26 protein-coding genes are annotated in these 18,485 nt (G+C 38.0%); 14 read left to right on the forward strand and 12 right to left on the reverse strand.

The window, feature by feature from the left end; translation table 11 throughout:
* Positions 1-14 precede the first annotated feature (14 nt).
* Together FW768_RS00965 and FW768_RS00970 are read left to right on the forward strand one after the other, a co-directional pair.
* Positions 15-158, forward strand: coding sequence for a hypervirulence associated TUDOR domain-containing protein (locus tag FW768_RS00965; RefSeq protein ID WP_231128783.1), 144 nt, complete (start codon positions 15-17; stop codon positions 156-158).
* 26 nt (positions 159-184) lie between these two features.
* Positions 185-964, forward strand: a complete 780-nt coding sequence (locus FW768_RS00970) for a hypothetical protein (protein WP_153391557.1) — start codon at positions 185-187, stop codon at positions 962-964.
* 162 nt (positions 965-1,126) lie between these two features.
* Here FW768_RS00970 and FW768_RS00975 read toward each other — a convergent pair whose 3' ends face one another.
* Positions 1,127-1,606 carry a GNAT family N-acetyltransferase gene (locus FW768_RS00975; RefSeq protein ID WP_153391558.1) on the reverse strand — a complete coding sequence of 160 codons (480 nt, stop codon included), beginning with the start codon at positions 1,604-1,606 and terminating at the stop codon, positions 1,127-1,129.
* Positions 1,607-2,081: 475 nt separating this feature from the next.
* Here FW768_RS00975 and FW768_RS00980 point away from each other — a divergent pair, with 475 nt between their 5' ends.
* On the forward strand, positions 2,082-2,666 hold the full coding sequence (locus FW768_RS00980; protein ID WP_153391560.1) for a T6SS immunity protein Tdi1 domain-containing protein: 585 nt from the start codon (positions 2,082-2,084) through the stop codon (positions 2,664-2,666).
* A gap of 130 nt (positions 2,667-2,796) precedes the next feature.
* On the opposite strand, the gene FW768_RS00985 is transcribed toward FW768_RS00980, so the two are convergent.
* The 4 genes from FW768_RS00985 to FW768_RS01000 form a co-directional block, all read right to left on the reverse strand.
* On the reverse strand, positions 2,797-3,168 hold the full coding sequence (locus FW768_RS00985) for a VOC family protein (protein WP_153391562.1): 372 nt from the start codon (positions 3,166-3,168) through the stop codon (positions 2,797-2,799).
* A gap of 290 nt (positions 3,169-3,458) precedes the next feature.
* Positions 3,459-3,821: a DinB family protein gene (locus FW768_RS00990; protein WP_231128603.1), complete on the reverse strand. Its 363-nt coding sequence runs from the start codon at positions 3,819-3,821 to the stop codon at positions 3,459-3,461.
* A 56-nt stretch (positions 3,822-3,877) separates the two neighbouring features.
* The gene (locus FW768_RS00995; protein ID WP_153391564.1) at positions 3,878-5,056 is read right to left on the reverse strand and encodes an FAD-dependent oxidoreductase; all 1,179 of its coding nucleotides are present in this window, start codon (positions 5,054-5,056) and stop codon (positions 3,878-3,880) included.
* A 25-nt stretch (positions 5,057-5,081) separates the two neighbouring features.
* The gene (locus tag FW768_RS01000; protein ID WP_153391566.1) at positions 5,082-5,837 is read right to left on the reverse strand and encodes a helix-turn-helix domain-containing protein; all 756 of its coding nucleotides are present in this window, start codon (positions 5,835-5,837) and stop codon (positions 5,082-5,084) included.
* A gap of 177 nt (positions 5,838-6,014) precedes the next feature.
* On the opposite strand from FW768_RS01000, the gene FW768_RS01005 reads away from it, so the two are divergent.
* The 7 genes from FW768_RS01005 (at position 6,015) to FW768_RS01035 (ending at position 11,608) form a co-directional block, all read left to right on the forward strand.
* Positions 6,015-7,157 (forward strand): tetratricopeptide repeat protein, encoded by a 1,143-nt coding sequence (locus tag FW768_RS01005; RefSeq protein WP_153391568.1) that lies wholly within the window; start codon positions 6,015-6,017, stop codon positions 7,155-7,157.
* A 72-nt stretch (positions 7,158-7,229) separates the two neighbouring features.
* Positions 7,230-7,952 (forward strand): hypothetical protein, encoded by a 723-nt coding sequence (locus tag FW768_RS01010; RefSeq protein WP_153391570.1) that lies wholly within the window; start codon positions 7,230-7,232, stop codon positions 7,950-7,952.
* 116 nt (positions 7,953-8,068) lie between these two features.
* The gene (locus tag FW768_RS01015; protein WP_153391572.1) at positions 8,069-8,509 is read left to right on the forward strand and encodes a hypothetical protein; all 441 of its coding nucleotides are present in this window, start codon (positions 8,069-8,071) and stop codon (positions 8,507-8,509) included.
* Positions 8,510-8,579: 70 nt separating this feature from the next.
* Positions 8,580-9,575, forward strand: coding sequence for an MsnO8 family LLM class oxidoreductase (locus FW768_RS01020; protein WP_153391574.1), 996 nt, complete (start codon positions 8,580-8,582; stop codon positions 9,573-9,575).
* A gap of 105 nt (positions 9,576-9,680) precedes the next feature.
* Complete coding sequence (locus tag FW768_RS01025; RefSeq protein WP_153391576.1) at positions 9,681-10,043, forward strand: hypothetical protein; 363 nt, start codon at positions 9,681-9,683, stop codon at positions 10,041-10,043.
* 23 nt (positions 10,044-10,066) lie between these two features.
* Positions 10,067-11,002 (forward strand): ketopantoate reductase family protein, encoded by a 936-nt coding sequence (locus FW768_RS01030; RefSeq protein ID WP_153391578.1) that lies wholly within the window; start codon positions 10,067-10,069, stop codon positions 11,000-11,002.
* A gap of 288 nt (positions 11,003-11,290) precedes the next feature.
* The gene (locus tag FW768_RS01035; RefSeq protein WP_153391580.1) at positions 11,291-11,608 is read left to right on the forward strand and encodes a hypothetical protein; all 318 of its coding nucleotides are present in this window, start codon (positions 11,291-11,293) and stop codon (positions 11,606-11,608) included.
* Positions 11,609-11,747: 139 nt separating this feature from the next.
* Here FW768_RS01035 and FW768_RS01040 read toward each other — a convergent pair whose 3' ends face one another.
* From FW768_RS01040 to FW768_RS01060, 5 genes are all read right to left on the reverse strand, one after another.
* A complete protein-coding gene (locus FW768_RS01040; protein WP_153391582.1) occupies positions 11,748-12,098 on the reverse strand; it encodes a 4Fe-4S dicluster domain-containing protein in 351 nt (116 codons plus the stop codon).
* A 147-nt stretch (positions 12,099-12,245) separates the two neighbouring features.
* Positions 12,246-12,563 carry a 2Fe-2S iron-sulfur cluster-binding protein gene (locus FW768_RS01045; protein ID WP_153391584.1) on the reverse strand — a complete coding sequence of 106 codons (318 nt, stop codon included), beginning with the start codon at positions 12,561-12,563 and terminating at the stop codon, positions 12,246-12,248.
* 12 nt (positions 12,564-12,575) lie between these two features.
* Positions 12,576-13,145, reverse strand: a complete 570-nt coding sequence (locus tag FW768_RS01050; RefSeq protein ID WP_153391586.1) for an NADPH-dependent FMN reductase — start codon at positions 13,143-13,145, stop codon at positions 12,576-12,578.
* A 6-nt stretch (positions 13,146-13,151) separates the two neighbouring features.
* Entirely contained in the window at positions 13,152-13,652 is a 501-nt protein-coding gene (locus FW768_RS01055) for a DUF2480 family protein (protein ID WP_153391588.1), read from the reverse strand.
* Positions 13,653-13,677: 25 nt separating this feature from the next.
* Positions 13,678-14,304, reverse strand: coding sequence for a superoxide dismutase (locus tag FW768_RS01060; RefSeq protein WP_153391590.1), 627 nt, complete (start codon positions 14,302-14,304; stop codon positions 13,678-13,680).
* A gap of 193 nt (positions 14,305-14,497) precedes the next feature.
* Here FW768_RS01060 and FW768_RS01065 point away from each other — a divergent pair, with 193 nt between their 5' ends.
* From FW768_RS01065 to FW768_RS01080, 4 genes are all read left to right on the forward strand, one after another.
* Positions 14,498-15,115: a helix-turn-helix transcriptional regulator gene (locus FW768_RS01065; protein ID WP_153391592.1), complete on the forward strand. Its 618-nt coding sequence runs from the start codon at positions 14,498-14,500 to the stop codon at positions 15,113-15,115.
* A 150-nt stretch (positions 15,116-15,265) separates the two neighbouring features.
* On the forward strand, positions 15,266-15,760 hold the full coding sequence (locus FW768_RS01070; RefSeq protein WP_153391594.1) for a MarR family winged helix-turn-helix transcriptional regulator: 495 nt from the start codon (positions 15,266-15,268) through the stop codon (positions 15,758-15,760).
* The gene (locus FW768_RS01075; RefSeq protein WP_153391596.1) at positions 15,757-16,521 is read left to right on the forward strand and encodes a hypothetical protein; all 765 of its coding nucleotides are present in this window, start codon (positions 15,757-15,759) and stop codon (positions 16,519-16,521) included. Before FW768_RS01070 ends, FW768_RS01075 begins: the two co-directional genes overlap by 4 nt.
* A 98-nt stretch (positions 16,522-16,619) precedes the next feature.
* Positions 16,620-17,339 (forward strand): sterol desaturase family protein, encoded by a 720-nt coding sequence (locus tag FW768_RS01080; protein WP_231128604.1) that lies wholly within the window; start codon positions 16,620-16,622, stop codon positions 17,337-17,339.
* Between the two features lie 12 nt (positions 17,340-17,351).
* On the opposite strand, the gene FW768_RS01085 is transcribed toward FW768_RS01080, so the two are convergent.
* On the reverse strand, positions 17,352-17,639 hold the full coding sequence (locus FW768_RS01085) for a hypothetical protein (RefSeq protein ID WP_153391600.1): 288 nt from the start codon (positions 17,637-17,639) through the stop codon (positions 17,352-17,354).
* A gap of 45 nt (positions 17,640-17,684) precedes the next feature.
* Positions 17,685-18,446 carry a hypothetical protein gene (locus FW768_RS01090; protein WP_153391602.1) on the reverse strand — a complete coding sequence of 254 codons (762 nt, stop codon included), beginning with the start codon at positions 18,444-18,446 and terminating at the stop codon, positions 17,685-17,687.
* Between the last annotated feature and the right edge of the window lie 39 nt (positions 18,447-18,485).

The raw sequence follows: 18,485 nt of genomic DNA on the forward strand, positions 1-18,485 counted from the left end.
GAAGCCGGAATATTATTAAAGTACATACCAAAGACTTTGATTATAAAGGCTATACCCACCATGCCAGTCCGGAAGACCCTCAGTATGAGATAAAAAGTGATAAATCCGCTTATATTGCGGCCCATAAAGGCTCTGTATTTAAGAAAATCGACGACTAAACCTGAAAATCCATCAACATTAAATAATGAGAAAAAAAATACTTACATTAATCCTATTCGCTATTTTTTTGCAGTCCTGCTTCAAAAAAAAGGAAGAGAAAACAATTACACAAACAACCTCTGAAATCAAAGTTTCTGATACGATTCAAAAAAAAGAACCTTCAGTAAAAGATGTTCAATACAATATTGAGGTTGAAAAAATAGATTCAATACAGTTTTATTCAGCAGAAACAAAAGCGGGAAACCGGCAGGAGAAAATAACGAAAATCGAGAATTTTGATGAAGCCAGAAAATTACTGAAAGGCGTTGTAGAATTTTCTGAAAAAGATGAATACGGCGAAAATCAGGCTGTAAAAAAGATCCGCTTCAGAAACGGAAAAATATTTCAGAACGAAAATGATTTTGACGGAGAATTTTTTGTGGCCTATTTTCCGGGGGAAGATATACTACTGTGCGAAGGCGGCCACACAACTGATGTGAGCTTTAATCTGAAAAACGGTCTGCAAACGGAAGACACCGGAAACCCTGATATGATCGTAAATTCACCCGGCAAGGCATTCAGGCTGAATGGTCATTTCGGAGGGCAGGAATGCAGTTTCTATTTTATTCAGCGCAAAATCAACAATGAATATGTAAAGATTATACAGCTGGATAAAGAATTTGAAAAACAGACCAAAACCTGGCTCTGCATTATCGGAAAATCTTTCTGGGCAGACGGGAAAACACTTTATCTAACAGAAGGGAGCAACTATACAGAAAGTGGCGTTAAAAAACGGTATTTTAAAATCATGATTATCGAGAAATAAAAGACTCAAAACTTTACAGGATCAATAAGCTTAGTCCTAAAACGCCGGAAGCTGGAAGGGGGAGGATGGAAGTTACTTTTAGCTATAGGTATTGATGACTGTCATACAATTTTAATGTTATCAAAAGAGTAAAAACAGATCAATAGTTATTCTTGATAACCTTCATAATCTCTTTTTCATGACAATAAGCGTTTCTTTTTTTCCAGGATGAGGAGAAACCTCCTTGAACCCCATTCTTTCGTATAGCTTATAAGCCTTGATATTTTTACAGGTTACTTCCAGAATAATTTCACGCGTACCAAATCTGTGAACAGCTTCCTCTATAACTGCACTGAGAAGTCCTGAACCTATATTTTTACCCTGAACTTCAGCCCTTACATACATCTGATAAATATGGCCTGTATTGTTTTTCTCCTCAATAAATACACAAATTCCGATAAGCTCATGATCCACAAATGCACCCATTACAAACCTTCCCGAAGTCTGGTTTTCTATATCAGTTTCCAGCCTGAGTTTTTCAGTTTTTAGCGCCTCCTGATAATCTGCACCAAATGATTCTGGAAAATGCTTCAGGCTTTCAAGTCTGATGGTTCTGTAAAGAGCGCTTTCTGTAGGTAAAAGGTTTCGGAACTTTATGGTCATGAGAGAAACATTGTAGATTGAGTAAATATAGGGAGTTTTAAATTGAGAATTGATCCGCAGTAAAATGCTGGAAACCTTTTATGTAAAGTTTCGGCGGGCCAAAGGCCCGCCGAAACTCATATTATCAGCATAAAATACTAATCAATCCCATGTTGCCGCATGAATCCTTTCGTGTGGCATTTTTATTTCAAAAAGTTTTTATCTTTATCAAAAACATAATTGACGAGTCGTAATTATAAGTTTTTTAGAAGATAATTTTAAACCACACAATACAATCGAACGGATCTTCAAAATAGTGATATAATTGGAGGATCTTGAGCAAATTGGTATATTGGCACACAACAATGGTCACAAAAAGAGAATCACGAAAAACAAACCACAATCTTAAGAGAACATGCAGAATTGCATTATAATAATACTCCAGAACCAAATAAGAATAAGTTAATGATGAATGTAACACTAAAAGTAGTTTAAAATGATACATGAGGATTTTATAGATAGATTGAATGAGCCTGAAAAGATTAGCACAATAGATATATCAACTTTAAAAATAGAATATGCGGCACAATTAGCCACTCTTATCGATAGTGATGTTCTTTTGGAATATCTTGAATATTATGGTGAATCAGTTTTCATGGAGGGATTATTTTCTTTTATAAATCCTCTTGATTATGAAACATTATTAAAAGAGTTTCCAAAATTAAAAAATCAATCTATTATGCCTTTTGCAAAAACGGCAATGGGTAATTTTTATTTAATTGGGGAACTTGATAATGAAAAGTGTATTGCTTTTTACAATATACAAACAGAAGAATATATATATGTAGATAATAAATTAAATCGATTTCTAGAAGGATACGCAGGAAGTAGGCTTTATATGGAAGATGAGTGGTATGGATACATAGAGCTACCTGCGCTTGATAAATACGGTCCGGTAGCAATTGATGAATGTTTAACGTTTATACCTGCCTTAGTTTTTGGTGGGGACGAAAATATAGAAAACATGCAAAAAGTAAAATTGAAAGAAAATTTACAAATATTAGCACAAGCTTTTAGTTGATATATTATCTGTGCTATAACAATAGATTCACCACAAATTAAGAGAGGGTTTTCTTAGCCATAGAAGATACCGGAAATAAAAAAAGAGGCTGACCTTTTTAGACAGCCTCTCATATTATCTGTATAAAATACTAATCAATCGGTTCCCAAAGCTGGATTTTATTACCCTCAAGATCTAAAATATGAATGAATTTTCCATAATCATAAGTGGCGATTTCATCCAGGATCGTTACATTTTCTTTTTTTAGCTCTTCCACCAGGGTTTCAAGATTTTCAACCCTGTAATTAATCATAAAGTCTTTTTCAGAAGGTTCAAAATATTTTGTATTCTCTGCGAAAGGGGCCCATTGGGTCAGTCCTTTTTTACCATCGGTCTGAAGCCATTCAAAACTGGTTCCGTAAGGGCTGGTTTCAAGACCAAGATGAGCTTTGTACCATTCGTTCATGGCGTTTGGATCTTTAGATTTGAAGAGGATGCCTCCAATTCCGGTTACTTTTTTCATGTATTATTTTTTTATCGTTAGGGGGTTGTGTTCAGCAGAAGCTGAGACGGCCTTCAAATATAAGTAAAAACCGGAAACGCTGTATTGTTTTTTGATTTCAAAGGATTTTTCATGATGCCTATTTCTGGAATTCCTTATCAGTCTGCAGAGGTTGGTTTTACACTCATCTCCTGAACCTCTTCAGCAGAAAAACCATAGATCTGGGGTGTTTTCACATCCAGTAAATTAAGGTAAATATACAATTCGCCTCTGTGATGGATTTAATGCTCCGTCATAGCCCGCAGCCACTTTCATACCGATATTTCACTTCCGGCAGGGGTGAGGCATCTCCGGTTGAGGTCTTCATCAGAAAGCCCACTAAGAATTTCAATCATCTGCCGATGCATTTCATTAAAATATTTTACCGTCTCATCATAGCCGTCCGCCAGATCTTTACCGCAACCCTGATAGGAGCTTTTTCTTCCGGAAATAGTTTCTCCGTACATGTTCCGTTCAATAGCAGCAATATGTCTGATTTGATCTCCGATGGTAAATTTCCCGGGTTTATAGGAGAAATCAATATGTTCAGGAGGAACCACTTCGATGAGCTTTATCGTCCGGGCTCTTATTTTTTCATAATAGTCAATAAATGCTGCGGCAGATGTTATTTCCATGATCAGTTTTTTGAATGGTTAAATTATTGAAAAATAGAAAAATAGACAAAGGAATATTAATCGTTTTTGTTACCCTGATGTCCGTTAAAAAACGCAAGCATCGTTTCCAGAGCTTTTTCCGAATGCATTCGTTCACCGTTATCAAGCGATTCCTGTATGGCTTCGCCAGCCCGTTTCCGCATTTGGTTTTCGTACAGAGCAATAGCTTCTTCCATGGAGTGAGAACTATCATTGGTAAGGCATTTACTCAGTTCCAGAGCATCCAGCATTGCCATATTGGCTCCTTCTCCGGCAAATGGGGGCATCACATGGGCGGCATCACCAATCAACGTTAGATTAGGACGGGTTTTCCAACCTTCATCTAATGGCATATAATAGATTGGGCGGGGAATAAAGGGAGATTCGGCATTTTCAAAAAGTTCCGTCCAGCTGTCATCCCATTCAGAATACTCTTTTTTATACCAGTCCAGGATTTGTGTCTGATCAGAAAAATCAAGACCGCTGGTTGAAGCCCAGTTTTCATCCGCCCTGAAACTTGCATAAAATCCAAGGTTACCGTTTCCTTTCTGTCCAAGCAGTAAATTCTGATGGTTTCCGAAAGCCATGATCTTTCCGCCTTTAAGAAAATCAGTAATGGCAGGAGCTGTTTTTTCTGCCTGGATAATATTCCCTTCAAGCATAGTAATTCCAGAATAAACGGGCTTAATATCTGTGAGATAGGGACGAACTTTAGAATTAGCACCATCTGCAGCAATAACAAGATCCGCATACGCTGATGAACCGTTTTTAAAATGCAGTATCCAGCCTTCACCCTGTCTTTCCATAGAAATAAAATGACTGTCCCAGACTACAGTTTCCGGTTGAAGGGATTTCAGCAGCATATTTCTCAATGGGCCACGGTCAATCTCTGGTCTGAAATGGGCATTTCCGAAATCTTCGTCAGGTTTGCTATCATGATCGCTGTAGAATACTTTGGCATGGTGGTTAACAATCAGGGTTTTATCTGCTCCTGGACGGTAGTTTTCCTTAAACTCTTCCAGAAGGTCTGCCCCGCGTAGGGCCGCCATCCCCGAGTCCTCATGCATATCCAGAGGAGATCCCTGTACGCGGGCATTTTTGTCGAAATCTCTTTCGTATACCCTTACATCTGCATTTTTAAGCTGTAATAGTCTGGCCAGCGTAAGACCGCCAGGACCGCCGCCGATAATGGCTATTGATTTATTTTTTATAAGCATCTTAATTGAATTTACAGATGCAAAGTTATTTTTGTTTTAAAACAGATAATAGTATAAATCGGTCGTCTTTATTTTTTGCCAATTCTTTGGGAATCACGCCGGAAAATTTTTTGATTTCCTTAATAAAATGGTTCTGATCCGTAAAATTGAGCTCCGGAAAAAGTTTTCCTTCTGCAATATGTTCCAGAGAAGCCCGGAAACGGAGAATTGTAGAATATGATTTTAAGGAGAGCCCAAACTGTTTACTGAAATAACGGTTGATCTGCCTGCTGCTCCACGAGACTTTTTCAGAAAGTTCCATGACATTAATTTCACCTTTTGAAGCATAAATGAGCTCAAACAAAAGACGCTTTTTTAAGTCTATGGTTTCAGGAGCTAATTCTTTGAGAACATGGGAAACGTGCTGGTAAAATGTTTCGAAGTCATTCATGATATCCTTTGTGAAGTTCCAGAAACCAATAGGAAGTTCTCTTGCTGTATTTAAAATATCAGCAATGGAAGTTTTCAGAATGTATTCGGCTCCTAGTGGCCGGAAACTGACTACAAATGCCAGGGTATGAGGAGGAATGATTCTCTGTTCGGGAGCAGTTTCCAGTCCGATCAGCATTATGTGAAAGGATTCCGGTCCGGATTGTAAAAAAAACAGGTCGATTCTTCCATCCGGAATAATCACAACTTCTTTAGGCTGATCTGATGGATTATGAAACATTCCTATGCTTTCAACAAAGACATCAAGAGACGGATCAGGGGAGAGGAATTTACAATAAAATTCATGGTTCATATCAGCCGGAATATATTTGATGATGAATTTACAAAAAATGCTTAACTAAAAGTCAGGACGACCTAAGATTACTTTATTATGCTCCGGATTATAAAACATCTTTGTATTGTGAATAATATGGCTTTAAAATTTGGAGAATCCGCAAATAACTGATATTTTAGTCAAAAATGACTAACCATGAAGAAATGGATTTCGATGTTTATTATTGTATTAGGGTTCAATACAATAAGCGCTCAGGCTGTAAATATAGATAAAGAAAAGCTGCTTGAATATTATGAGAACCAACGGTATGCTGATGCCGCACGATATCTGGAAAGCCTTTATCCTCAAGATACACAGGATGTAAAAGCACTTACTCAGATGGCTTACTGCAATATGATGGCAGGAAAACTTCCGGAAGCAGAGAAAAACTACATGAAAGCCAATACGGCAGAACCCAACAATCTATCTATTCTGTTCAGCCTGGCTAATATCAACTCGCGTAGGGGAAATGCAGTGAAAGCTAAAACCTATCTAACGCAAATTATGCAGCTGGACAGTCTTAATTTCAGCGCCTGTAAACAATTGGCGGTTTATGCAGAAACTCCAGAAGCCAGATTGAGCTACCTTAAGAAGGCAAACCGTCTGAACACTACTGATCCGGATGTTGCCTATGACCTCTCCATGGCTTATAAAGAACTGAAACAATACCAGCCTGCTTACGATGTTCTGAAAACAGCTATTGCCGCAGATACAGAGAATTTTACCCTGCAGCAGGCACAACTTCCGGTTGCCAATCTTCTGGGAAAATATCAGGAAGTAATAGATACAGGAAAAAAGCTGATGAAAAATAATACCGATGCCAATGTGATCAATGAAATGGGGCAGGCTTATTTCTATTTAAAAGATTATCAGACCTGTGCTACTGTTTTTAAAACTCTGGAAGATATGGGGATTCAGAATGAAGGTACCCTGTATTTTATGGCTTTGAGTTACCGTGAACTGAAAAACTTCGATCTTGCAGCTATCTATGCTAAGAAAACCATTGAAGAAGGAATATCAAAGCATACTGCTGTTTATTATACTGTACTTGGAGGTATTTACGAAGCGAAAAACCAGTTTCCTGAAGCAGTGACGGCTTACAAAAGAGGGCTTACTTTTGATAGCAGTAATACAATTAATTACCGCTTGGGACTGCTTTACGACCTGAGTATGAAGCAAACCAAAAATGCTTTATCTTATTATAATCTATACCTTAAAAGTAAACCGGATCCGGAGAAAGAAAAAGATCAGATTACCTATGCAAAAGCGAGAATTGCTGCGCTTACTACCTCAAAATAGCCATTTCCTTATTTATTGTAGAGCTTTAAACTCCCGCTCCCGCAAGAACCCTTCAAACACTGATACTAAAGAATGAACAAAAGCTCCCGCTCTTTCCCTGTATATGCCATTGCTGACAAAACAGTCACATGGATGATGCGCATACTGGCATTGATTGGGCTCGTCGTTTTATTTTTATTAGGACTCTTATTGCCGATAGCCTTTGTGGTTGATGATGGGTATAGGGTTTCATACAGCAGAAACCCGGTGAATTCGGTAATATTGATAGCACTCTATGAACTGTGTTTCTTTTTTCTTTGCCGATGGTTGGTAAAATACTGGAAACGGAACCAGGATAAAACAATTGTAAAAATGTGGATAGACGAAAAAGGTCTGCATCGCCAGCAAAAAGATGGCAATATCCTCTCCATTTTGTATAGTCAGTTACGTTCAGTTCCGAAAGAAGGGAGATATGATGTTTATACTCAACAGACCGGGTCCGGAAAATATTCCAGAACCGCACTGTTGGTTAATTACAGGGATGAAACAGGTATCGTGAAACCTGTAGAGGCAGAATTTACGATGAACATCTGGTATGCTTTCTATCCGGCCAACACCATGGAAATGAGAGCTGCCTTTTTTCAGAATATAGCGGGCTATAAAGAAATAAGAATAAATCCTGAAGTATACAGGCATTACCATATAAATCCTGTTACCTTTCAGTTTGATGCAAAAAAATACTGGATACAATGGATCCTGATTCTTCTTTTTATAATTTCTGTACTGCTCATCATTTTATTGCTGACAAAAGAATAAAAGTCATCACAACGTACTGGTTAATCTGAAAATGTAGTAACTTAGAATAATGGAATATTGGTTTTATCCGAAGGAATAACTGCCATATCCGTAATCTTTTCTTTTAATTAATCCCTATGAAATACCTTAGATTTATCATAATATTTGTCCTTTTTGCTGGTCTGGTTATCCTTTTAACGCGTATCGGAGCCAAAGAATATGCTGAAAAAAATAAAGTTTTAAAAAACGGAGTTACCTTTGAAGGCGTTGTAACCGATATAAAAAGATCCAATAATCATAGTTTTGGAATACTGTCTGTAAACATTTCCAAATCAAATGTAAATGACTTTTCAGCTAAACCGGAACAGGGAATATATCCGTATCAAATCAGAGGAAAACAGGGCGAAATCTATTTACCGGTGTTCGTACAAAGAGAGGTGGGTGACAGTGTTAAACTTATTTCTGATAAAGAAATTGTTTATTATAAAGGCCAGAAATCCAGTGATAAAGGCGAAGTTTACATCATTACAGAATCTGAAGATATTGATTTTGTAAAACAAAACTCACTGTTCAAATAAAAAATGAATCTTCTTCACTTCAACAGAATTTTAGTGAAAATCAATACCTTTATCCTACAGAATAAGAAAGATGAAACTGAAATTAGGAATCCTCGATCAATCTCCCGTTATTTCAGGCAGCACTCCTTTGAACGCACTGAACGACAGTCTCAATCTTGCCGTATTTGCTGATGAAGCGGGATTTCACAGCGTAATGTATTCCGAGCATCATGGGGTAGAAGCATACGGAAGTTCAAGCCCTGAGCTTCTTGCAGCTGTTGTTCTGGGAAAAACAAAAAAGATCAAAGTAGGAACAGGGGGCATTATGCTCCGAAATTATTCAGCTTATAAAATTGCGGAATGGACGAAAATGCTGAGCACACTCTATCCCGGACGCTTTATCCTGGGGCTGGGAAAAGCTCCCGGAGGACTAAAAGATGCAGTACAGGCACTTAATAATAACAAACCTCCGGTGTTATCCAATGCAGAAAAGAAATTGGAAGAGATCATCCAATACATCAAAGATGAGGAAGGGATCTACGCTGGGCTGATCGCTCAACCCCAAAAACTGATTCATCTGCCTGAGATCATCTGGCTAGGTTCCGGAGTTACGTCAGCGGGTGAAGCAGCAAGACATGGAGTAGGATATTCCTTTGCGGATTTTATGCGGCATGGAAAAGAAACCGAAAGCACTGAAGCTTATCAGAAAGAATTTGATAACAACGCATACGGAAAAGCTCCCTTACTACAGATTGCAGTTGCTGCATCAGTAGCACCGGACCTGAAAAAGGCCAGGTATAACGCCTATGGAATGGCTTACCAGTTTTTGCAGGCAAGACATTTAGAGGCCCCTGAAGCACTTCTTTCCTCAGAACAGATAGAAAACAGAATCATGGGAACAGAAAATGAGGAGGAATTTTTTAATATTCTGGACAACATCATTATTGATACTCCCGAAAACATAGCCGGCAGATTGCAGGAAACAGCTGAGAAATATAATACGGATGATATATTGATTTTATGCAATATGTTCCAGCAGGAAAACCGTATGAATACCTATAAAAGCATCATTCTGAACAGCAGATAGCAATAGTGCATTCAGAAAATTCCGATATTGAAAGGTTTTTACACCGGACAGCCATTAAAAGTATTATATTGGCGAAATAAAAACAATAAACCAGACCTTCTCCCTATGAGTTATAACATCCAGCTTTTCAGATCCGAAACAAAAGAAAAAGAACAGGCCGCCAACGATGAGAGCTTTTTTGACCGCGAAGATAACCTTATACCGTTTGAAAAACAGCAGATTGCCGGTTTAAAAGAACGCCTTCTGAGTTATAAATATGAGCTGGTCAGGGAAGATGCTTCAGGACTTCACTTCAATCATCCCGATGAAGATTTTGGAAGTGTACTGCTTTCAGAAAGAGGTCTGTATTTCAGAGCAGGTCTGAGCGAAAGCTCCATTTTTGAAGTCGGAATGACTGCGTCAGAATTTACCGATACCGGAGAATTTGCAAAATACGACCCACAGCAGGAAGGTTGGGAAGAATTTTAACCATCTTTGTTGAAAATAAGACTATGAATAAAAAACATATCGTTATAATCGGTCTTGGAGGCGTTGGCGGATATTTCGGATTTAAGATCAATCAGTATAATGAAACTTCAAAACAATATAAAATAACTTTTACAGCCAGAGGAGAAACCTATGAAAAAGTAAAAGAAAACGGTCTGATCCTGCTCTCTCCCGAACATTCGGTTGCCCATACTTTTCCTGATACCGTTGAACAGCAGATCAGCAGCATCAAAGATCCGGATCTTATCCTGATCTGTGTCAAAGAATACGATCTGGAAAATGTCTGCACTCAGCTGAAGCAGGTCATTCATAAAAATACCGTACTCCTTCCGATGATGAATGGAGCCGATATTTATGAAAGAATCAGAACAGTTATTCCGGATAATGTTATTCTTCCGACCTGTATTTATGTGGCTTCCCATATCAAGGAAAAAGGAATTGTAGAACATAAAGGAAAAGCGGGGAAAATGATCATGGGCAGAGATCCTCAGCATTTTTCAGCAGATATAAACTGGATTGTTGAACTGATGAAAGAGAGTAAGATTGACATTGATTTCAAAGATGATTCATTAACCGATATCTGGACTAAATTTATCTTCATTGCGAGCTTCGGACCGGTAACCGCAAAATATAATTCATCTATCGGAACGGTATGTACCGATGTACAGCAGAAACATGAGGCAACGGAAATTATGAAAGAAATTAAGCGGATAGCCGATGAAAAAGGAATTCACCTTTCCTATGATATTATAGCAAAAACCTTTGAAAAAGCAGCAGCATTTCCTTTTGAAACTCCCACATCTTTACAGCTGGATATTCATTCCGGAAAGGAAGATAACGAACTGGAATTGTTTGCCGGAGCTATTTTAAAGTATGGTAAAGAATTGAGTATAGAAACACCTTTCATTCAAAAGGTCTACAATGAGATAAAAGGAAAATAGTTATATCAATAAAGACGGTTTTAGGCCGCCTTTACTAATGCAATAGAAATTTAAATATAGAGAACATTTATCCGGTTAGGAAAAAATCACAATCAATTCTTTGTATTACCTTGTTAAGTTTACCCTTTGTTTACCTTAAAAAAGAGAGTTATCATTTCTCTTTGTCTGGCTTTGCGGTAAAAAAGTATTTAGATATTCTGGATTTATTTAGATTTTTAATCACTAATAATATGAATTAGTGATTAAAAAAGAACTTTTATTATAATCCGTAATTTTATTAAGTTAAACATGAAATTATATTTTGTAGCATTATTATTGGTCTCAGCATGTTCTAAAGATAGCAGTCAGGAATATGCAAAAATTTTAAGGGATGAAGAATGTAATTTAGTTATTCTTTCTCCTCCTTATGACAATTCTGTTTGGTTTTCAACAAAAGGTTATGACCCAATAACACATGAGTTTAAAACCTGTAAAACCCATAACAGGTGGTGGAATATGTTTGCTGACGAAATGGAAACAGGTGATACAATTGTTAAAAGGAAAGGTGAATTAATTTTCGCTATCCATAAAAAAGATACAATAATCTATCATGACTGGAATAAATAACCCTTGTGTTAACAGAGATCGTTAAGACAGGTTGTAAGACGTTCCGTTTAAGTGATGATTCAATATATTTAATCGGCTCGGAAATCTTGTTTTTCTCGTTTTTAATTGCTAGAGTATATTTTCGGGGTTAATAAAAAGACTAAGCTCCATGCATGAATTTCTGCCGGTCTAATAATACCTCATCGGTTTCACGGTGGTCCGGATCATCAATGCAGCAGTCTACGGGACATACTGTTTTACATTGAGGCTCCTCATGAAAACCTTTACATTCTGTACATTTTCCGGGAACAATATAATAAACCTCATCAGAATAGGCCTGTTGGTAAGTTCCTGCATCAGCTTCCGTTCCGTCCGGGAAAACGATCTTTCCTGAAAGCTTTGTTTTATCCTGCCAGCGCCAGTCAATTGCACCCTCATAAATAGCCGAATTAGGACATTCCGGCTCACAGGCCCCACAGTTGATACAGTCGTCGGTTATAATAATAGCCATATTTTTAGTTGTTTTTTAATGATTTTCAAAAAGGGATTTCCTAAACAGCATACACCGTAAGAAATCCCAGTCTAAACTTAAGTAAATAAACTCCGGTATAAGACCGGAAACGTTGAAAAAATAAGCTGCATTGGCAGTTGTTCTTCATTATTCAGCAATTTCTATGGAAAGTCCGTCCATTGCCGCCGTAAGTTGGATCTGGCAGGCTAATCTGCTGGAAGAAGTGGTTGTAAACAGCTCAGACAAAAGAGCTTCTTCAATATCACTTTTTTCAGGAAGCAAAGACGTTTCGCTGAGGATATAGCAGTGGCAGGTAGCACACATCGCCATTCCTCCGCACATGGCTTCCATGGGTAATTCATAGGCTTTGCAGAGATCTTTAAGACTAAGTCCCATTTCCAGCGGACAAACCAGCTGATGAATATTTCCTTCCCGATCCTTTACCGTAATTGTAATTTCATCCATTCTCCTGAACAATTATTTATAAGTCTGAGGTATTCTTTCTATTCTTCTTGTAGTAGCAATGTTGATGAGCTTTTCAAACTTATCCGAGTATAAAGATGAGATCTTTGCCGGATCTTCCTGATCATATAATGCGGCACGGATAACAGGGACACTGAAGGGCAGAGGCCACGCACGGAGCGATTTGGCGATCACATCCATGGTGTTAATGCCCTGCATTGCCTGTAGTCCGTCTGCCCAGCACACCAATCCGACTGTTTTATCAGTAAGATAAGGCTGATAATATCCGGAAGTAACTTCCAGCCAGTCCAGGCAGTTCTTCATTACTCCCGGAATGCTTCCATGGTACAAAGGAGCCAGCCAGAAATGGATATCAGCTTCCAGAAATAACTGTGTCATCCGCTCTACGGCTAAAGGCGTTTTACCAAGCGTAACATCGAACATAGGAATACCAGATTCTGCCAGGGTAAAAATTTCGGTCTCTATTCCTGATTTGTCCAGGCTTTCTTTGAAAAACTGTGCAATACGGCCTGAAGCAGATTCTGTTCTTCTTTCCAGAGATCCGTTGAATATAATGGCTTTCATTCTGATTTAATTTTTAAAAATGACTTTAGGCATACCTATTTCTCCGTACATGAGGCTTTTAACCATGGGTTTCAGAAGCCCGGCTGCCAGTAAATAAAGGGCTGGGTCATGATCTGCTCTTGCTCTCACCACAACTTTCTGATTTTTATAATGTTTCAGATCTGCATACGTCAGACGGCGTTTCCAGAGATCCAGCAAAATCGTCTCAGCATTATTCAGATCTACATAAATAGCATAAGGAGATAATTTTTCCATCAGCAGCATATAAACCCAGGGTGGAATGATGGCATCCGTAGAACAGATGATTCCCACGGCTTTTTCGTTGTATACAGAAAAATCCACGGCAGCAATAGATTCCTTAAACTCTTTCTCCTTTACAATCATTCCCATAAAAAGATGATCTTTGATATCCAGTTCTACAATCTCTGTGGAAGGTTTATAATCCAAAAGATCAAGGGCTATAATACCTGAGGTTTCTGCTTTATTGATGAATATTTTCTGATTCATAACTCTCTTCTTAATCTGAAACAATTTATCTGATTTTGGTGAGTGCTTCTTCGTACTTTCTTTCAACAGCGGCCCAATCCAATACAGCCCAGAAAGAATCAAGATAATCAGCTCTTTTATTCTGATATGCCAGATAATAGGCGTGTTCCCAGACATCAATTCCCAGAATAGGAAAACCTCTGTTTACCAATTGTACATCCATCATTGGGTTATCCTGGTTAGGTGTGGAAGTTACAGCCAGCGAACCGTTGAACTTTACAAACAGCCAAACCCATCCCGATCCGAACTGTCCAAGTCCTGATTTCTTCATTTCCGCTTTTAAATCTTCAAGGCTTCCAAAAGTTGAGTGGATGGCTTCAGCAAGTTTTCCTTCAGGATTTAATTGGGGTTTAGGAGAAAGAATTTCCCAGAATAACGAGTGGTTGTAGTGTCCGCCGCCGTTATTTCTCACCGCCGGACCGTATTCACTTACTCTTTGTAAAATAGAATCAAGATCTGTAGATGTTTCATTTGCTTTTTCTAAAGCAGTATTCAGATTGTCCACATAAGCTTGATGATGACGCTGATGGTGAATAGTCATCGTTTCTTTATCTATAAAAGGTTCCAGGTCATCATAAGAATAAGTCAGCTGGGGTAGTGTAAATGAGTTCATAATAGTATTGTTTTGATTATTACAGGTCAAAGGTAATATTATATTTCAATAAAACAACTATTATGTTGTTTTATTGAGTTTGTTCTTTAAATATATAATGTGTTGATAATTACTAATTTGTATTATAGAATTAAAGGTTATAGAAAATGACTATATTTGTTGTTGAAAAATAAAACAACTAAAATATTGTCAAATGAAGAAGCCGGCTGCCGACCGCATTCTGATGTTTTTAAAAATGAGAGGAGAAGCTACAGCTTTGCTGATCTCAGAAGAGCTGTCCATCACTAAAGAAGGAGCAAGGAAACATTTGCTAAATCTGGCTCAGGACGGTCTCATTATACCTTTTGCAAAAAGTGAAGGAGTAGGGCGTCCGTCTACCTATTATCAGCTGACAGAAAAAGGGATTTCCCAGTTTCCTGATACCCATGCTGATGTTACGGTTCAGATTCTTCGGTCAGTTAAAAATCTTTTAGGCGAAAATGCATTAGAGCTGTTAATTAATGACAGAGAAAAAAATACCTATCAACGGTATGAAAAATCACTGGAAGATGCCGGATCATTGGAACAGCGTCTGGATATTCTTGTCAGAATCCGCAGTGAAGAAGGGTATATGGCAGAGTGGAAAAAAGAGGACGGAGAATATTTTCTGATTGAGAATCATTGTCCGATCTGTGCCGCCGCAGCTGAGTGCCAGGGATTTTGTCGTGCCGAATTGTCTAATTTCCGTAACCTGATCGGTAAAGATTTTCAGGTAGAAAGGGTAAGTCATATCCTTTCAGGCGGACAGCGATGTGTATATAAGATCTCTTGATTAATATCCGTCTACATTGAAATAATCTCGTTTTTTAATCACTAAATTATAGCTCAAGGAAGTAGGTCAGGGAAAAAAAATAAAATATATATAGTTAACTATATAGTTGACTGTATTTTTTATATATTTGTTTATCAATTTATTACTAAAATGGATTTTGATTTCATTAAAGAACTTGGCTACAAAGCTTTAGACAGCAGATTAAAAAGAATCAGTGACCGGATGGCTCATGATGTAAGACGGTTTTATAAAGAACTGGACATAGACGTGGAACCTAATTGGTACCTTGTTTTTATGCTGCTGCAAAAGAATGGGGAAATGGCCATTGTAGATATTGCAGAGCCTCTGGGATATGCTCATCCCACAGTAGTTGTCATGGTAAAAAAGATGGCAGATAACGGATACCTCAATATTAAAAAGGATAAGGTTGATAAACGGAAGCAGATCATTTCGTTGACAGAAAAAGCAGTAAAAATGCTGCCGAAGCTGGAGCATATCTGGGACAGTTGTGAAAAAGCAATTCTTGAAATACTTTCTGATGATCTGGGAATTCTGGCCTATCTGGATGGGATAGATGATGAACTGAAAAGCAAATCCTTTCATAACCGCTTTAAAGAACACTATTTAAAATCACATACTTTATGAAAACATTAATTTTTCTCACTGCATTTCTTTTTTCCGGGCTGATGCTTCACGCCGAAGAAACCAAGGTCATGATTCGGGTAAAAGCCAGAGATGCTAAATTTATCGGCAGCTCATTAGGAGGCGCGCACATTATTGTCCGGAATAAACTGAACAGGGAAATCATGGCAGAAGGAAATACCTCCGGAAGCACAGGAAATACAGACCTGATCATGAAAACTCCCAAAACAAGGGGAAGTTTAATTACAGACAGCCAGACAGCCGGATTTCTTGCAAAAATGAATATTGAAGAACCTGTATTGGTCACCATTGAAGTCATTTCACCATTGAACCAAAGACAGGCACAGGCTGCGGTAAGTACGGAATTATGGCTGATTCCCGGGAAGCATATTTTAGGGGACGGGATTATTTTAGAAATTCCGGGCTTTATTATTGACATATTGAAACCCAGAACTCACCAGTACATCGCTCTGAATAGCATTAAGGACAAACCTTTCCAGTTTCAGGCAAATATTGTAATGATGTGCGGCTGCGTAATAGAAAAAAATGGAGTATGGAACTCTGATGAGATGGAAATAAAAGGTATCCTTAAAAAAGATGGAAAATTGGTTAAAGAGGTCAAATTTTCATTGGTGAACACCAACCTGTTTGAGGGAGATACAATGATCACCACGGCTGGAAATTACGAACTTGTTTTATACGCCTATCATGAAAAATCAGGAAATACAGGAGTTGATAAAATGAATTATGTAATTTATGAATAGTGGGGCAGTACTGTCAAAAATCAATCCATGCGTTGTATTTTGGTTGATGATGAAAATTCATACATTTACATAAAATTGACAGTTGATATAGTATGGAGATGAGCGGATTTGAACTTTCTGAGACGTTAAAAATATTCTGGCAGTTTTCGTGGCTGCAATGGATTCTGTTTAGTTTAACAGTCAATATTTTTCTGTATTTATTTTCTATAGGATTGTATTGGTTTATTGATAAAACCTGCCGTAAAGAGAAATTACAGCCGCAGGATCATCCGGTGAGCAGATCAGATGTTTATCTCAGCTTTCTTACGATTGGCTGTAACAGCTTTGTGATGATATTGGGCGTTTTTTTATGGAAACACGGATGGATCATTCTGAGCCAGAATCAATCCGCAATTGTTGTCATTGCGGAAGTTATTGCTTTATTGCTTCTGATGGATTTTATGATGTACATCTTTCACTATGCAGCTCACAGTCCTTTTGTATACAGTCTTTTGCATAGAAAACACCATGAGCATACAAGTACCAATTTTCTAAGCCTCTTTGTATTGCATCCTTTGGAAACTATCGGATTTGGAATAATGATGCTGATTTTGCTAATGATGTACAATTTTTCGGTTACGGCAGTAGCAGTTTATCTTATGATTAATCTTATCTGGGGAACGATCGGGCATCTGAACAGGGAATTTTTTCCGCCGAAACTGGACCGTTTTTTTATCGGAACAACAAGATTTCACCATCAACACCACACAGACGAAAGTAAGAACTTCGGGTTTTATACCTCTGTCTGGGACAGAATATTCGGAACCTATAAGCCCTGATTAATTGAAGGTTTACAATCCCGTTCCTGCATTGAATGCTTTCGCTTCATCCCAGCAGGAAACACAGACAATTTTAAAATCGCATCCGGTGAACCAGTTTTCGCGATCTTCTTCTGTTTCAGTAAGATCCCAGGCATCTTCACACTGATTGCACCACGCATCAGGGCGTCCCATATCTCCTTCATCATGCTCATGAAACCCTGAAGGTACTTTATGCAACAGACTATGTGCCAGGTGCGTACATAGCAAACCCATTTCCTGTTTTCCATGCGTTGAACAGTCTACATATTTTTGTTCCATCTTTTTTAATTTAAAATTGAAGTATTGTTATTCGTGTACAATCATTTAGGTATATTCAAAACAGATTACAGCTTTCCGGAGATCCCGGTCATAGAAAAGATAGATATGATCTGCCGAGCTCTGCTGGAAATCATAACCTTCAATGCAACAGATATAGTCTAATGGCTTTCCGTTGTGGGCCGGTTTGCTTATCAGGTTACAGCCATCAAAATTGCAGTCTTCAAGAATCTTTTTTTCCGAATTCAGTTCATCAAAAATGCCATGTATTTTAGCAGCATTTCTTTCTTCCATATACTCAGAATTTTCATCCTTTTCAAGATCTTCCGGTGTAAGCTGGCGAAGCCTATCAAGTCTCCTGATATCGTCTACAGTAAGTCCTGATCTATAAGCATATTTATCATAGAGCTGGCGATGTTTATTGAAATAAGCTTTTTTCAGCTGATACATCGCATCATTCATATTGTATTCAATCTCAACATCAGAAAACTCCTCGTCATACTGGTCCGGAGCAATTTCTGTGGACACTTTGAAATAGTTCCAATCTGCATCAAATCTGTATTTCCCCCCAATAACATCAAAACCAAGCATATCAGCCTGAGTAAACGGAGTATAGAATGCGGTACTGTCTTCTCCAACACAGCCGTCATAGATTTCTTTCACAGAAACCACGTGGAGCCATTCATCCTGAGAAGGATCAATCAGTTTAAGATTAAAAGAACAGATGGGCAGAAAGTACTTTTTGTGATTTTCTATATCATCATGAAATACATCTTCATAGGCCGGAAAGATTTTCACAAGTTCATTCATAGAAATAAGATAATGGTGTTTTTTTAAGCTCCCGAAAAT

Source organism: Chryseobacterium vaccae (assembly GCF_009602705.1).
Classification (GTDB): domain Bacteria; phylum Bacteroidota; class Bacteroidia; order Flavobacteriales; family Weeksellaceae; genus Chryseobacterium; species Chryseobacterium vaccae.

What these genes read in the sequence shown, in the direction of transcription:
- FW768_RS01030 (WP_153391578.1), top strand. Translation starts at nt 10,067, where the DNA reads ATGAATAAAAAACATATCGTTATAATCGGTCTTGGAGGCGTTGGCGGA.
- FW768_RS01090 (WP_153391602.1), bottom strand. Translation starts at nt 18,446, where the DNA reads ATGAATGAACTTGTGAAAATCTTTCCGGCCTATGAAGATGTATTTCAT.
- FW768_RS01025 (WP_153391576.1), top strand. Translation starts at nt 9,681, where the DNA reads ATGAGTTATAACATCCAGCTTTTCAGATCCGAAACAAAAGAAAAAGAA.
- FW768_RS00975 (WP_153391558.1), bottom strand. Translation starts at nt 1,606, where the DNA reads ATGACCATAAAGTTCCGAAACCTTTTACCTACAGAAAGCGCTCTTTAC.
- FW768_RS00990 (WP_231128603.1), bottom strand. Translation starts at nt 3,821, where the DNA reads ATGGAAATAACATCTGCCGCAGCATTTATTGACTATTATGAAAAAATA.
- FW768_RS01050 (WP_153391586.1), bottom strand. Translation starts at nt 13,145, where the DNA reads ATGAAAGCCATTATATTCAACGGATCTCTGGAAAGAAGAACAGAATCT.
- FW768_RS00995 (WP_153391564.1), bottom strand. Translation starts at nt 5,056, where the DNA reads ATGCTTATAAAAAATAAATCAATAGCCATTATCGGCGGCGGTCCTGGC.
- FW768_RS01020 (WP_153391574.1), top strand. Translation starts at nt 8,580, where the DNA reads ATGAAACTGAAATTAGGAATCCTCGATCAATCTCCCGTTATTTCAGGC.
- FW768_RS01005 (WP_153391568.1), top strand. Translation starts at nt 6,015, where the DNA reads ATGAAGAAATGGATTTCGATGTTTATTATTGTATTAGGGTTCAATACA.
- FW768_RS01040 (WP_153391582.1), bottom strand. Translation starts at nt 12,098, where the DNA reads ATGGCTATTATTATAACCGACGACTGTATCAACTGTGGGGCCTGTGAG.
- FW768_RS01045 (WP_153391584.1), bottom strand. Translation starts at nt 12,563, where the DNA reads ATGGATGAAATTACAATTACGGTAAAGGATCGGGAAGGAAATATTCAT.
- FW768_RS01085 (WP_153391600.1), bottom strand. Translation starts at nt 17,639, where the DNA reads ATGGAACAAAAATATGTAGACTGTTCAACGCATGGAAAACAGGAAATG.
- FW768_RS01015 (WP_153391572.1), top strand. Translation starts at nt 8,069, where the DNA reads ATGAAATACCTTAGATTTATCATAATATTTGTCCTTTTTGCTGGTCTG.
- FW768_RS01000 (WP_153391566.1), bottom strand. Translation starts at nt 5,837, where the DNA reads ATGAACCATGAATTTTATTGTAAATTCCTCTCCCCTGATCCGTCTCTT.
- FW768_RS00970 (WP_153391557.1), top strand. Translation starts at nt 185, where the DNA reads ATGAGAAAAAAAATACTTACATTAATCCTATTCGCTATTTTTTTGCAG.
- FW768_RS00980 (WP_153391560.1), top strand. Translation starts at nt 2,082, where the DNA reads ATGATACATGAGGATTTTATAGATAGATTGAATGAGCCTGAAAAGATT.
- FW768_RS01035 (WP_153391580.1), top strand. Translation starts at nt 11,291, where the DNA reads ATGAAATTATATTTTGTAGCATTATTATTGGTCTCAGCATGTTCTAAA.
- FW768_RS01055 (WP_153391588.1), bottom strand. Translation starts at nt 13,652, where the DNA reads ATGAATCAGAAAATATTCATCAATAAAGCAGAAACCTCAGGTATTATA.
- FW768_RS01075 (WP_153391596.1), top strand. Translation starts at nt 15,757, where the DNA reads ATGAAAACATTAATTTTTCTCACTGCATTTCTTTTTTCCGGGCTGATG.
- FW768_RS01010 (WP_153391570.1), top strand. Translation starts at nt 7,230, where the DNA reads ATGAACAAAAGCTCCCGCTCTTTCCCTGTATATGCCATTGCTGACAAA.
- FW768_RS01065 (WP_153391592.1), top strand. Translation starts at nt 14,498, where the DNA reads ATGAAGAAGCCGGCTGCCGACCGCATTCTGATGTTTTTAAAAATGAGA.
- FW768_RS00985 (WP_153391562.1), bottom strand. Translation starts at nt 3,168, where the DNA reads ATGAAAAAAGTAACCGGAATTGGAGGCATCCTCTTCAAATCTAAAGAT.
- FW768_RS01060 (WP_153391590.1), bottom strand. Translation starts at nt 14,304, where the DNA reads ATGAACTCATTTACACTACCCCAGCTGACTTATTCTTATGATGACCTG.
- FW768_RS01080 (WP_231128604.1), top strand. Translation starts at nt 16,620, where the DNA reads ATGAGCGGATTTGAACTTTCTGAGACGTTAAAAATATTCTGGCAGTTT.
- FW768_RS01070 (WP_153391594.1), top strand. Translation starts at nt 15,266, where the DNA reads ATGGATTTTGATTTCATTAAAGAACTTGGCTACAAAGCTTTAGACAGC.